Raw genomic sequence first — 13,265 nt, forward strand, 5'->3', positions numbered from 1 at the left:
TACCCAGAGGGTTTTGACAAAATCAGGGATCGGCGGAAACGCCGGTCCCTTTTTCGTTTCCGCCCCCGCCACAAGCGAGGATGGTCTGATGACTGACCACATGACAACAGAACGCCTGACCTTACGCGCGCCTCGGACTGAGGACGCGGCAGCCATCGCGTCGATGGTTGGCGATCTGGAGGTATCGCGTTGGCTGACGCGCGTACCCCACCCATACGCATTACAAGATGCGCAGGAGTTCATTAGTCGTGTCGCAGTCGGCGGCGGCAACACTTTTGCAATCTGTGTGGGCACGCAAGTGGTGGGCTGTATTGGAACCGAAGTTCAGCTTGGCTATTGGCTGGGCAAGAACCATTGGGGCCGCGGCTATGCCTCAGAGGCGGCGCACGCGATGGTGCAACGCCACTTCGCACAAGGTCATGCTGAGTTGCAAAGTGGATATTTTGTGGAAAACGCGGCCTCGCGTCACGTGTTAGAAAAACTGGGATTCGTGCGTACGTCGCAAGAGCAATCGCGAAGCCCTGCGACCGGTGACTGCCACGTGCTGCAACGTATGGTTTTGACTCAGGATATGTGGAAGGCGCAGGCATGAACACGTCCTCCAAACCCGAGCTGCGCGGCCCTCGCGTCTTGTTGCGGGACGTGGTCCCCGGTGATGTCGACGCGCGGTTCGCGTTGGGCAACACCCCCGACATCATCAAGATGTTTGGGGGCGACCCGACGCAAGTGCGCGACATCACCCGGGATGCGGCCGAGGCTTGGGTGACCGCCCAGAAGACGGAACCGTATGCGTGGGTAATCGAAGTGGCGGATCGGCTTCTCGGTGCCGTCCGTCTGCACACGCTCAATCCGGCGGACAAACGGGCGCAGATTGCCATAGGCATCCTTGACCCAAGCGCCTTGGGCAAGGGCTTTGGCACGGAAGCGATGCAGGTCTTGGCCCGGCACGCCTTTGAGACGATGGGGATGCACCGGCTAGGTTGCCGCGTACTGGCCTTCAATGATCGTGCGATTGCCTCTTACGAGAAGGTGGGCTTTGTCGTGGAAGGGCGCGAGCGCGAAGCGGCCTTGATCGGTCAGGAGTGGCATGATGATTTGATCATGGGCCTTTTGGACCGCGATCTTGTCCGGCTGACATGACGGTTGCGGCCATGTCCTTTGCTGTGTTTGCCGCCAGTCAGGTCGGCACGCCGGGACCGGCCAACATGGCGCTGCTGGCCACAGGTGCGCGCTACGGATTTCGTGCAGCACTGCCTTTTGTGGCAGGCGTTGCCTTGGGCAAGCAATTTGTAATCTGGCCTGTCGGTTTTGGCCTTATGCAGTTGGCAGAGCAGGGCCCGTGGATCTTCGAGACACTCAAGTGGGTGTCGGCCGCGTACATTATCTGGTTGGCCTGGAAGGTGTCGCAACTGCGATTGGGTCCATCCGATCATGCGCCAAGGGCCCCCGGCTTCATGGCTGGATTGATCGTTCATCCGCTCAACCCCAAGGCCTGGGCAATGATCGTGGCGGGATTTACCAGCTTCGTGACGCCCGGCACGGACCCCGTTATCGCAACGGCAACCATTGGCGGGATACTGCTGGCCACGCAGGTGGTTTTGCACCCGTTGTGGACACTTGCCGGTGATCGCATCGCGCGCACCCTCGTAGGAACGCGCGCGGAACCCTATCTGATGTATACCCTTGCGGCCCTGACGGTCGCATCGGTTCTATTTGTTCTGTTCGGAGGAGGGACATGACGATGGAGATGGAAAAGATTGTGACCCAGAATGTGATCGAGACCGACCGCTTTGTGCTGCGCCCGTTGCGGCGGTCCGACCTAGGCCTGATCGAGATGTATGCCGGTGACAAGCGTGTCGCTTGCAACACACAAACCATCCCGCATCCGCTTCCGCCCGGAACAATCGAAGCTTTTGTCGCCCGTGCCATGGCGGACGAACGGGACGAGGATGTGTGGGCCATGGACGGCCACAAAGCCGGCGGGTCCGAAGTGATGGGACTTATTTCCCTGACCCGGATGGACCGGAACCAGTCAGAGGTCGGGTATTGGGTCGCGCCGCATTTCTGGAATACGGGCCTTGCATCCGACGCGGTGCAGGCGCTGGTCGAAGCAAACCCGATGGGCAACGCCACCATGTTCGCGAGCGTGTTTCAGGACAATCCGGCTTCGGCCCGTGTGCTGACCCATTGCGGGTTCGAGTACCTGGGCGATGCCGAGGGGTTCTCGGTTGCACGTGATGCTGCGGTACCCACGTGGACTTATAGCCGCAAACTCTGATTGCGGGGGGCGTGCCCCCGCGCTAGGACGACCCCATGAAATTTCTTGATCTGACCAAGGTCTACATCCGCTCGGGTGCAGGCGGGAACGGGTGCATCTCGTTCCGGCGCGAAAAATACATTGAATATGGTGGCCCGGACGGGGGCGACGGGGGCGGCGGTGGGTCGGTCATCGCCGAAGCCGTGGATGGTCTGAACACCCTGATCGACTTCCGGTACCAGCAGCATTTCTTTGCCAAGAACGGCCAGCCCGGCATGGGACGGCAACGCACCGGCAAGGATGGCGACGACATTGTGCTGCGTGTCCCCGCGGGGACAGAGATATTGGACGAGGATCAGGAGACGGTGATTGCCGACCTCGTGAATGTCGGCGATACGGTCGAATTGGCCCGTGGCGGCAATGGAGGTTGGGGCAACCTGCACTTCAAGTCCGCTACAAACCAAGCGCCACGCCGGGCCAATCCGGGGCAAGAAGGCGTGGAACGCACGCTGTGGCTGCGTCTGAAGCTGATTGCGGATGTGGGCCTGCTGGGCCTTCCGAACGCGGGCAAGTCGACGTTCTTGGCGACCACGTCAAATGCGCGTCCCAAGATCGCCGATTACCCGTTCACAACGCTGCACCCGAACCTTGGCGTCGTGGGTGTCGACAACACCGAATTTGTCGTGGCTGACATTCCGGGCCTGATCGAAGGGGCCTCCGAAGGACGGGGCTTGGGTGATCTGTTCCTGGGGCACGTGGAACGCTGTGCGGTCCTGTTGCATCTGGTCGATGGCACGTCCGAGACGGTGGCGGAGGACTATGCCACCATCATCAGCGAGCTTGAAGCTTACGGCGGCGATTTGGCCGACAAGCCGCGCGTCACGGTGCTGAACAAAATCGACGCGCTGGACGAGGACGAACGGGCGGAGGCGTGTAAGGCGCTCGAAGAGGCATCGGGCGGCCCCGTCATGCTTATGTCGAGCGTCGCGCGAGAAGGTGTGACCGAGGTTCTGCGCACCCTGCGCGGCCAGATCGACGACGACCGCCTGCGCCACCGCCCCGCGGAAGAGGCCGAGCCATGGCGTCCCTGACCACGGCCAAACGGCTTGTGGTCAAGATCGGGTCGGCGCTGTTGGTCGACCGGACCACGGGGGCATTGCGCGGTGACTGGCTGACAGCATTGGCGGAAGATGTGGCGTGGTTGAAAGAGCACGGTGTTCAGGTGGTATTGGTGTCCTCGGGCTCCATCGCCTTGGGGCGAGGCGTGCTGGACCTGCCCGCGACTGATTTGGCATTGGAGCAGTCGCAAGCGGCTGCAGCCGTTGGGCAAATCAGGCTTGCGCGCGCCTATGAAGAAGCGCTGGCGCCGCACGGTTTGACCACCGCGCAGGTCCTGATGACGCTGGAGGACAGCCGGGATCGGCGTCGCTATCTGAACTCGCGTGCGACGCTTGAGCACCTGATCGGTTTGGGGGTTGTGCCCATCGTCAACGAGAATGACACCATCGCCACGGATGAAATCCGCTTTGGCGACAACGACCGTCTCGGCGCACAAATCGCCGCGACGATCGGGGCGGACATGTTGGTGCTTTTGTCGGATGTGGATGGATTCTATTCCGCCAACCCTGCCGAAGATGCGAGCGCGAGACGCTACGACGTCATCGACCTAATCACGCCCGAGATCGAGGCAATGGCGGGTGATGCGGGATCCGGTCTGTCCAAGGGCGGGATGAAGACCAAGCTGATGGCGGCCAAGACGGCCACGTCGGCAGGATGCGCCATGGTCATCTGTCATGGGGCCGCATTGCGGCCATTGAGCAACCTGGAGAACGGCGCAAACGCCACGTGGTTCACAGCAACCCTTGATCCACAGGTCGCCCGCAAGCGGTGGATCGCGGCAATGAAACCGCTGGGCACGTTAACTCTGGATGAAGGCGCTGCACGCGCATTGTCCAAAGGGAACAGCCTGTTGCCCGCCGGAGTTCATGCCGTTTCAGGCGCGTTTGGTCGCGGTGATCCTGTTGCGATCGCAGGGCCGGATGGGCATCAACTGGGTGTTGGTCTTAGTCGCTACACCGCCAACGAGGCACACAAGATCAAAGGTCACCACAGCGCAGAGATTGAGGAGTTGCTGGGGTATCCGGGCCGGGCTGCCTTGATCCATCGCGATGATATGGCGTTGTGATCTTCTTCTGACTATAAATACCACCGCCGGAGGCACCAAAGTCATTTGATGCACCGCCTGCAAAGGACGCGACATATGAAAGACTTCGCTGACATCCCCGCCCTCATGGCTGACATCGGGTCCCGCGCCAAGGCGGCCTCCGCCAAGCTGGCATTTGCCAGTGCCGAGCGCAAGCATGCGGCCTTGATCAGCGCTGCCGAACATGTCTGGAAAAACCGTGAGGCGATCATTGTTGCCAACGGGAAAGATATGGAGTTCGGGCGGAACAAGGGTTTGTCGGATGCGATGATGGACCGCCTGCGCCTTGATGAGGATCGCATTCAGGGCATCGTCGATGGCCTGCGTGCGGTGGCGGAACAGGCTGATCCAGTGGGCGAAGTGCTGGCTGAGTGGACGCAGCCCACGGGTCTGAACATCCAACGCGTGCGCACACCTTTGGGCGTCATCGGTGTGATCTATGAAAGCCGTCCGAACGTGACCGCAGACGCAGGTGCGCTGTGTCTGAAGGCTGGAAACGCAGTGATCCTGCGCGGGGGATCAGAAAGTTTCCATTCCTCCGGAGCGATCCATGCCGCGCTGCAAGCAGGATTGCGTGACGCGGACCTGCCCGAGGATGCGATCCAGTTGGTGCCGACGCGCGACCGAGCGGCGGTCAGTGAGATGCTGACTATGACCGACACAATCGATGTGATCGTGCCCCGAGGCGGCAAAGGGCTCGTGGGGCTGGTCCAACGCGAGGCGCGTGTGCCTGTTTTCGCCCATCTCGAAGGCATCGTGCACATTTACATCGACAAGGATGCAGATCCGGAAAAGGTGCTCCAAGTAGTACTGAACGCCAAGACGCGACGGACAGGGATCTGTGGCGCAGCGGAGTGCTTGTTGATCCATCAGAACGTGGCCACAACCATCGGTCGGGGCGTCGTCAAGGCGCTGATGGATGCCGGTGTTCGGGTGCATGCTGACATAGCGCTGCAAAACATCGATGGTGTATTGGCCGCTACGGACGGTGACTGGGGCAAGGAATACCTCGACATGGACATCGCCGCAAAAGTGGTGCCCGACATCGACGGCGCCATCGCGCATATTCGCACGCACGGCTCAAATCATACCGATTGCATCCTGACCGAAGACGCTGATGCGGCGACACAATTCTTCAACCAACTGGACAGCGCGATCCTGATGCACAACGCCTCCACCCAGTTTGCAGATGGTGGCGAGTTTGGCATGGGGGCCGAGATTGGCATTGCCACGGGAAAAATGCACGCGCGCGGACCGGTAGGTGCTGCTCAGCTCACGAGTTTCAAGTATCTGGTGCGTGGCGACGGGACCGTGCGCGCCTAAAAGCGGATGGAAAGACGCTCTGGCGCAATGTCGGTCTGCAATTTGCGTTGAGCATCCGGTGCCACCGAGGCCAACAGCGCAAATTGCACATGCGCCGGCGCCAGTTCGTCCACCTCTTTGCCAGCCAGCAATCCCCACAGGCCCTGATCGACGCTTTGCTTGGCCGAGTGACCGCTGATGTCCCAGCGGCCGTCCACACAGGTCACTTCTATCCGGCCACCATAGGGCAAGCTGGTTTCCAGACATTGTACTGCCAGAAACGCCATGCGCACCGCCCAGCGGGGCTGTGGGTCAAGCGGGCCATACGCGACTTGCAGGCGACCCCCATGCATGCTGTCGGACAGGATTGAGACAACCTCCGCCCGGCCAAGTGACTGGTCGCTTGCAGCGCCATAGGCGATGCGAAAGAACCGGATACGCGCGCTTGCATTTCCAACGCTTTCCGAGATCAGCTCAAGCTCAGGCCCTTCGCGCGCATCAGACATCCCCAGCAGTTCGAGCCCGTTGTTGATCGCCCCGATAGGCGATATGAGGTCGTGACAGATGCGACTGCCGATGAGCGCGGCAAGATTGATATTACTTTGGCCCATGAGTGGCCCCCCAATTGAGAGATGGAAATGGCCCTGTCATGGAAGATCTGAACGCCATTCTGGCCCCCGGGATGTTAGTGCGTCATCCCCAGTACGCGGACTGGGGCATCGGACAGGTCCAGAGCAACATTGCAGCCAAGATCACCGTGAATTTTCCCAATGAGGGCAAGGTGGTGATTGATGGGACGCGTATTGCGCTGGTTCCGGTCTTTGATGCCTGAACATCCTTTCCGAATTCTTAACGTGATGCAACCACAGGTCGCATTCATGATCGCCTCTCTACCCAATTGATTGCAATGCCGCTACACGACCTGCGATGAGCCTGACCCAAGACCCGAAATTCCGCGTGGCACTTGCACGGACCGCCGAAGACCTGCGGGCTGCACAGGCATTGCGCTACGATGTGTTTGTCCGAGAACTGGGTGGATCGGGCGGTATGGTAGATCACGAAGTGGGTCTGGAGCAGGACCGTTTTGATCCTTTTTTTGATCATCTGCTGTTGCATGACGATGCAGCCGGGCAGGTTGTCGGGGTCTACCGCATGCTGCGAGAGGCGCAGGCCGAGGCCGCGGGGCAATTCTATTCCGAAGACGAATATGATGTATCACCCTTGCGGGCGACCGGACGGCGTTTGCTGGAGCTTGGTCGCAGCTGCGTACATCATGAATATCGTGGTGGCCCGGCGATGTATCACTTGTGGAATGGTCTGGCAGGTTATGTCGCCGCACATCAGATCGACATCATGTTTGGCGTGGCCTCGTTCCATGGCACGGACGTTCAGGCACTGGCGCAACCTCTGTCATTGCTCCACCACCGCCATCTGGCGCCCGAAGCTCTGCGCGTGCGTGCGCGACCGCCGCACGGGGTCGCTATGGACATCCTGACCGAAGACCGGATTGACCGTCGGGCCGCAATGGTGGATGTGCCCGCGCTTATTAAGGCGTATTTGCGGTTGGGCGGCGTCGTGGGCGAGGGTGCCTATATCGACCAAGCGTTCAATACTGTCGATGTCTGCCTGATCATGGACACTGCCGCCATGTCTGACCGTCAAAAGCGCATTTACGGAGCAAAGCCATGAACATGACATGGGACGGCGCGCCACCGCCCGAACATGTCGCGTGGGGACCAACGGCCTTTTTACGCATTGTGTGGCGCGGACTCGGGATTGGCTTGATTGTAGTCGTTGGGTTGGCGCTTTTGTTTGCATTGCGTGTGATCGAACGCCCGCTTTTCGGGTTGGCACGGCCGTGGACGCCGTGGATCACGCAAGTTGTGTGTCGCCTGTCCCTATTCTGGTTGGGTCTGTCTTACGTCCGGACCGGGACGCCGATGAAGGGTCAGGGCGCAATTGTCGCCAACCATTCCAGCTGGCTGGACATCTTCGTTCTGAACGCGGCCGACCGTGTTTATTTCGTCTCCAAGTCCGAGGTGGCCGGGTGGCCGGGCATTGGCACCCTCGCCAAGGCCACCGGCACTTTGTTCATTGCCCGCGATCCACGGGCCGCCAAAGTTCAGACGGAGCTGTTTCAGGACCGTCTTCTGGCAGGGCAACGGTTGCTGTTTTTTCCCGAAGGCACCAGCACCGATGGGCAACGTGTTCTGCCCTTCAAGACCACGCTTTTCGCTTCGTTCTTTGCGGAAGATTTGCGACCGCATCTGTCGATCCAGCCGGTGACCGTCGTCTACCACGCACCTGCGGGGTGGGATGCGCGGACCTATGGATGGTGGGGGGACATGGAGTTTGGCACGCATTTGCTGGCAACCCTCGCCTTGCCGAAACAAGGGAGTGTCGAAGTAATCTATCACAGCCCTTTGCCGGTCATAGATTTTGCCAACCGCAAGTCCCTCGCGGCTGGTGCGGAAGATCGGGTGCGGTCGAGCCATACGCCGTCAGCAAGTGCGACAACCTCGAAAGGCAATTCGTCGAATTGACGTTTTCCCGCGCGGTGCATCGTTATTTGGGGCACAGCCCCGTTTCGCGAACGCCCGGAGACATCTTAGGCCCGAAAAGAGGGGCGCTGTCCGGCATAGGTGAGGACTTGGCTTTGGGGGCTTGTCATTCAGCGAACACTGCCGTAAAGCCCGCGCATTAATCCGCAGTTCGGGGCGGGCAGATGGGGGAGACATCCCCAGATGTCCACCGGTTGGTGGGTCCTTTGATCGGGCGCACTGATACCCCGGACGAGGCGAAAACCGGAAAAGGATAAAGCACATGGCTCTTCCCGAGTTCTCCATGCGCCAGCTGCTGGAAGCAGGCGTACACTTTGGTCACCAGACACAGCGCTGGAACCCGCGCATGTCGCCCTTCATCTATGGCGCACGCAACGGCATCCACATCATGGACCTGACGCAGACCGTTCCCATGCTGGATCAGGCCCTGCAAGCTGTCCGCGACACCGTCGCCAAGGGCGGCCGCGTTCTGTTCGTTGGCACCAAGCGTCAGGCCGCACAGCCCGTTGCTGACGCTGCCGAGAAATGCGCGCAGTACTACATGAACCACCGCTGGCTGGGTGGCACGCTGACCAACTGGCAGACCGTGTCGCAGTCCATCAACCGTCTGAAGTCGATTGATGAGCAAGCCGAAAATGGTTTCGACGGCCTGACGAAAAAAGAACGTCTGGGCATGGAACGTGATCAGGGTAAACTGCAAGCCTCGCTTGGCGGTATTCGTGAAATGGGCGGTCGTCCCGACCTGCTCTTCGTCATCGACGTCAAGAAAGAAGCGCTGGCCGTGGCCGAAGCCAACAAGCTGGGCATCCCGGTTGTGGCGGTGGTGGACACCAACTGCTCGCCCGATGGTGTGGATTACATCATCCCCGGCAACGACGACGCGGCCCGTGCCATTGCGCTCTATTGCGATCTGGCATCACGCGCAGCACTTGACGGAATGAGCGCCCAACTGGGTGCCGCTGGCGTTGACCTTGGTGCGATGGAAGAAGCGCCTGTCGAAGAGGCCGTGGCCGAAGAAAGCACTGGCGTCGAAGTGGGTGCCGCATCCGAAGAGACCGTGTCGAACGACGCGATGTCCAAGGACGCACCGCTGGATATCGAATCCACGCAAGAGACTGTGGCCAAGGCCGACAGCTGAGCCACGTCACCTATCTGACATATGCGGCGGGCAAGGGCCTGCCGCACCCCACACCTATTTGAGGAGAGCCAAGAGATGGCAATCACAGCAGCATTGGTGAAAGAACTGCGCGACAGCACGGGCGCAGGCATGATGGACGCGAAAAAAGCGCTGACCGAGACCGATGGCGACATGGACGCCGCCGTTGATTGGCTGCGCACCAAGGGTCTGGCGAAAGCGGCCAAGAAATCAGGCCGCACAGCTGCCGAAGGTCTGGTGGCCGTTGTTGTAGACGGTGGCACGGGCGTGGCCGTTGAAGTGAACTCGGAAACCGATTTCGTGGGCAAGAACGCTGAGTTCCAGGAAATGGTGTCCGGCATCGCCAAGACCGCGTTGTCCGTGGATGACGTCGACGCGCTGGTTGCAGCCGACATGGGCGGAAAGTCCGTGGCTGACGTTGTCACCGACAAGATCGCCACCATTGGTGAGAACATGTCGGTCCGCCGCATGGCGAAGCTGTCGGGCGGCACTGTTGTATCCTACGTCCACAACGCAGCGGCACCCGGCATGGGCAAGATCGGTGTTTTGGTGGCCATGGACGGCGGCGACGAGGCGTTTGGCAAACAGGTGGCGATGCACATCGCGGCTGTGAACCCTGCCGCCCTGGGCGAAGCTGATCTGGACCCCGCCGTGGTCGAGAAGGAAAAGCAGGTTCAGATGGACATTGCCCGCGAAAGCGGCAAGCCCGAGCAGGTCATCGAGAAGATGATCATTGGCCGGATGAAGAAATTCATGTCCGAGATCACCTTGCTGAACCAGCAATTTGTTGTGAACCCTGACCTGACCGTCGAAGCGGCGGCCAAGGAAGCGGGCGCCACCATCACCGGCTTTGCCCGCCTGGAAGTGGGCGAAGGCATCGAAGTCGAGAAGGAAGACTTCGCAGCAGAAGTCGCGAAGGCTGCTCAGGGCTAAGCCCGACCTTGCATTTGATTTGAAACGGCGCGTCCATGGGGCGCGCCGTTTTGCTTTAGAGGGTCGATATGCTGGATGTGGGTGACGGACATCGTGTTTGGTTCGAACAGGCAGGGCAGGGCGTCGATGCGCTTGTTCTGCATGGAGGACCGGGGTCCGGTTGCCGTCCCGGGCATTACGACCTGTTCGATCTGTCTCGCTACCGCGTGACTTTACTGGATCAGCGTGGGTGCGGGCGGTCCGAGCCTTTGGCGTCAGACACGCTCGACGCGTTGGATGCGAATACGACGACACATTTGATTTCTGACATCGAGGCATTGCGACTGCATTTGGGTGTCGAAGCCTGGGTTCTGTTCGGTGGATCATGGGGCTCGACCCTTGCGATGGCATATGCGCAAGCGCATCCCACCCGTGTCCGCGCCATGGTGATGGCTGGTGTGGCAACGACGGCAGAGCGAGACTTGCGATGGCTGTACGGCGACATCGGAAACATATTCCCCGAGGCATATGCTGAATTCTGCGCGCATGTGCCTGATGTGAGCGATGATCCGGCGCATACGGGGGCACGCGTTGCGGCCTATGCGTCTCGGTTGCGCGACCCCGCGCTTGCCCAAGCTGCCGCTGATGCGTGGTGCCAGTGGGAAACTGCGATTTTCGACGGCGACATTCACGCCCCCGGGTCGCGCTATGCCGGTCCGGCGTTTCGGCTCGGGTTTGCCCGCATCGTGATGCACTACTTTACACATGCCGCCTGGATGGACGACCACCAACTGCTGCGGAACGTGGGCGACATTGCACACATTCCTTGCACCATGATTCACAGCCGGTTTGATCCGTCATGCCCGCTGCGCGGTCCGTGGGAGCTGGAGCGGGCGTGGCCCGCAGCAAGCTTGCAGGTCTTGGGTGGAACATCACATTCGGCGCTGGATACAGAAATGGTTTCCGCGATCCGGGCGGCGACAGACGTTCTCAAGTTTTGAAAACAAACTGGGCGAGACCACGATTGGGGTCGCAATCCCGCCCTTTTGTCGGCGTCCTTGGCCACGGGGATGAGACACGGGGACGCTGCAAATCCGACCCACCTGCTGATCAATACACAGGTGAGCCGGGTCCGGAAGAACCGGTCGAAACGGAGAGCCTCCGAAATCGCGGAAGGTCCACCTCGTTGTTCCCTGGCTAAAGCCACCACTCACGGAACATGTGTACAATGCCAAATTTCCCTTGCGTTAGCAAAGTGGGGGATTCCTTACCTGACGGTCAAAAATTGCAAATGACGTAGTGTCAGTTGAACGTTTGTGTCGCTTTACACGTCATTGGAGAAGGAAAAACACTCGAAATTAGCCCGACAAACCTCAAGAAATATGCGGCGCTAACACCCATCATTTCAGTGCGTTGTCAGTCGGTTAAGTGGCGACAGTTTGGAAAATGAGCGCATGATCTTGAGAGAAATCGATATGCGCTGTGGTGTCTAATTCACGCGATGCAAAAAAAATATGCGGCGATCGTCAAACCTTCCCGCAAAGGTGGAAAAACTGGTTCCAGAGCCGCGACTCACCCTCGAAAACGGACCATATATCCGGTCGGAAACAGTGACCAAATTGATCAGATTTAGGCTTTATCGGCAAAAATGGGCCAGTTTGGCGCGTTTAGGCTTCCAGAATGAACATCTGGTTGGCAAATGCCGCTTTCAGGACCGCCTGCGCCGTCGTTTCAACGGCCAGAGCTTCGCGCGCAAGGCGAAGGTGTTTTTCAACCGTTGCCGAAGTCAGCCCCATCAAAACTGCGATATCTTGCATGGTCTTGCCGTCACCAACCCACTCAAGCGCTTCACGTTGACGCTTTGTCAGGGACCTGTTGGGCGCGGTGTAGGGCAGCGTCAAAATCTTCAGATGCGCCACGTTGTTCATCAGATGGATGTCTCGGCCATGTTCCGCCCAGACCGCATCAATGCTTTCTTGGGTCATCCCCTTGCGCGCGGTCAGTGCAATGGCACCCTTTGATCGCGCTGATACCGATTTGAAACTGATTGTGTAACCGGCAGTGACGCCCATGGAATAATTGAACTCGAGAACACGTTGTTCCGATGGCGTCAGGGTCTTTGTGGACTGCATCTGACCCAGAATGCCCCAGCTGCACGCGCCCTCGTTGTTGAGCGCCCAATTCACCATCGGCGCGTGGACATAGTGCTGTTCGCCCATGAACACGTCCGTGTATGCGCGATCATGGTTCGTGAGAATGATGAAGTCTTCGGGATCGCCCAGCGAATTGCCGGACCGGTAGCGCGTGAAGCCATAGATCAGCCGATCAAAGCCGTATTCTTCCATCTTCTTGGTGTGGGCCTCCCACAACTCTTCGATGGTTTGGCAGTTTGACAGCCTGTGCAAATAGCTTTTCACGTGCGCCCCCCAAGATGCCCGATCAACGCGTCCAGAGCCAGAGTATATCCTGCAACGCCCAAGCCGCAAATCATGCCGACCGCCACCGGCGCAATATAGCTGTGATGGCGAAATTCCTCGCGAGCGTGAATGTTGCTCAGATGCAGTTCGATCACCGGCAGTTCAATGCCCAGAATGGCATCATGCAACGCGATAGAGGTGTGGGTGTAGGCGCCTGCGTTCAGCACAATCCCGTCATGGGTACCTTTGGCGCCATGGATGGCATCCACGAGTGCGCCCTCATGATTGGATTGCTGGCATGTCACGTCAAAGCCGTTGGCTGCCCCGTGGTCGCGGCAAAGCTGTTCGACATCGCTCAGTGTTGTAGAGCCATAGATTTCAGGCTGGCGTGTGCCCAGCAGGTTCAGGTTGGGTCCGTTGAGAACCAGAACAGAAGTCATTGGAAATACCTTAGAGT

General features: G+C 59.4%; 16 protein-coding genes. 13 read left to right on the forward strand and 3 right to left on the reverse strand.

Features of this window, described 5'->3' with window-relative positions:
- Positions 1-88 precede the first annotated feature (88 nt).
- The 7 genes from Q1A32_RS21710 to Q1A32_RS21740 all read left to right on the forward strand — a co-directional run bounded on the left by Q1A32_RS21710 (position 89) and on the right by Q1A32_RS21740 (position 5,783).
- A complete protein-coding gene (locus Q1A32_RS21710) occupies positions 89-592 on the forward strand; it encodes a GNAT family N-acetyltransferase (RefSeq protein ID WP_299657920.1) in 504 nt (167 codons plus the stop codon).
- Positions 589-1,140, forward strand: coding sequence for a GNAT family N-acetyltransferase (locus tag Q1A32_RS21715; RefSeq protein WP_299657922.1), 552 nt, complete (start codon positions 589-591; stop codon positions 1,138-1,140). Before Q1A32_RS21710 ends, Q1A32_RS21715 begins: the two co-directional genes overlap by 4 nt.
- Positions 1,137-1,739 (forward strand): LysE family translocator, encoded by a 603-nt coding sequence (locus tag Q1A32_RS21720; RefSeq protein ID WP_299657925.1) that lies wholly within the window; start codon positions 1,137-1,139, stop codon positions 1,737-1,739. The genes Q1A32_RS21715 and Q1A32_RS21720 overlap by 4 nt, the downstream gene beginning before the upstream one ends.
- 2 nt (positions 1,740-1,741) lie before the next feature.
- The gene (locus tag Q1A32_RS21725; RefSeq protein WP_299657990.1) at positions 1,742-2,278 is read left to right on the forward strand and encodes a GNAT family N-acetyltransferase; all 537 of its coding nucleotides are present in this window, start codon (positions 1,742-1,744) and stop codon (positions 2,276-2,278) included.
- Positions 2,279-2,313: 35 nt separating this feature from the next.
- The gene (gene obgE, locus Q1A32_RS21730; protein WP_299657926.1) at positions 2,314-3,348 is read left to right on the forward strand and encodes a GTPase ObgE; all 1,035 of its coding nucleotides are present in this window, start codon (positions 2,314-2,316) and stop codon (positions 3,346-3,348) included.
- Positions 3,336-4,442, forward strand: coding sequence for a glutamate 5-kinase (gene proB, locus Q1A32_RS21735; protein ID WP_299657927.1), 1,107 nt, complete (start codon positions 3,336-3,338; stop codon positions 4,440-4,442). Before obgE ends, proB begins: the two co-directional genes overlap by 13 nt.
- Before the next feature lie 75 nt (positions 4,443-4,517).
- Complete coding sequence (locus Q1A32_RS21740) at positions 4,518-5,783, forward strand: glutamate-5-semialdehyde dehydrogenase (RefSeq protein ID WP_299657928.1); 1,266 nt, start codon at positions 4,518-4,520, stop codon at positions 5,781-5,783.
- Here the strand turns inward: Q1A32_RS21740 and Q1A32_RS21745 are convergent.
- Positions 5,780-6,373 (reverse strand): histidine phosphotransferase family protein, encoded by a 594-nt coding sequence (locus Q1A32_RS21745; protein WP_299657929.1) that lies wholly within the window; start codon positions 6,371-6,373, stop codon positions 5,780-5,782. The two genes, Q1A32_RS21740 and Q1A32_RS21745, sit on opposite strands and share 4 nt — an antisense overlap.
- Positions 6,374-6,411: 38 nt before the next feature.
- Here Q1A32_RS21745 and Q1A32_RS21750 point away from each other — a divergent pair, with 38 nt between their 5' ends.
- The 6 genes from Q1A32_RS21750 to pip all read left to right on the forward strand — a co-directional run bounded on the left by Q1A32_RS21750 (position 6,412) and on the right by pip (position 11,392).
- Positions 6,412-6,594: a DUF3553 domain-containing protein gene (locus Q1A32_RS21750; protein WP_299612772.1), complete on the forward strand. Its 183-nt coding sequence runs from the start codon at positions 6,412-6,414 to the stop codon at positions 6,592-6,594.
- A gap of 95 nt (positions 6,595-6,689) precedes the next feature.
- Positions 6,690-7,451, forward strand: a complete 762-nt coding sequence (locus tag Q1A32_RS21755; protein ID WP_299657930.1) for a GNAT family N-acetyltransferase — start codon at positions 6,690-6,692, stop codon at positions 7,449-7,451.
- Positions 7,448-8,305, forward strand: a complete 858-nt coding sequence (locus tag Q1A32_RS21760) for a 1-acyl-sn-glycerol-3-phosphate acyltransferase (RefSeq protein WP_299657931.1) — start codon at positions 7,448-7,450, stop codon at positions 8,303-8,305. The genes Q1A32_RS21755 and Q1A32_RS21760 overlap by 4 nt, the downstream gene beginning before the upstream one ends.
- A gap of 280 nt (positions 8,306-8,585) precedes the next feature.
- Positions 8,586-9,461 (forward strand): 30S ribosomal protein S2, encoded by an 876-nt coding sequence (gene rpsB, locus Q1A32_RS21765; protein WP_299612779.1) that lies wholly within the window; start codon positions 8,586-8,588, stop codon positions 9,459-9,461.
- A gap of 75 nt (positions 9,462-9,536) precedes the next feature.
- The gene (tsf, locus tag Q1A32_RS21770) at positions 9,537-10,412 is read left to right on the forward strand and encodes a translation elongation factor Ts (protein ID WP_299657932.1); all 876 of its coding nucleotides are present in this window, start codon (positions 9,537-9,539) and stop codon (positions 10,410-10,412) included.
- Between the two features lie 68 nt (positions 10,413-10,480).
- Positions 10,481-11,392, forward strand: coding sequence for a prolyl aminopeptidase (gene pip / locus Q1A32_RS21775; RefSeq protein WP_299657933.1), 912 nt, complete (start codon positions 10,481-10,483; stop codon positions 11,390-11,392).
- 666 nt (positions 11,393-12,058) lie between these two features.
- On the opposite strand, the gene Q1A32_RS21780 is transcribed toward pip, so the two are convergent.
- Both Q1A32_RS21780 and aroQ read right to left on the reverse strand, forming a co-directional pair.
- A complete protein-coding gene (locus Q1A32_RS21780; RefSeq protein WP_299612787.1) occupies positions 12,059-12,808 on the reverse strand; it encodes a LuxR family transcriptional regulator in 750 nt (249 codons plus the stop codon).
- Entirely contained in the window at positions 12,805-13,248 is a 444-nt protein-coding gene (gene aroQ / locus Q1A32_RS21785; protein ID WP_299657934.1) for a type II 3-dehydroquinate dehydratase, read from the reverse strand. Before aroQ ends, Q1A32_RS21780 begins: the two co-directional genes overlap by 4 nt.
- Between the last annotated feature and the right edge of the window lie 17 nt (positions 13,249-13,265).

The sequence above is a fragment of the uncultured Tateyamaria sp. genome (genome assembly GCF_947503415.1).
Taxonomy (GTDB): Bacteria; Pseudomonadota; Alphaproteobacteria; order Rhodobacterales; family Rhodobacteraceae; genus Tateyamaria.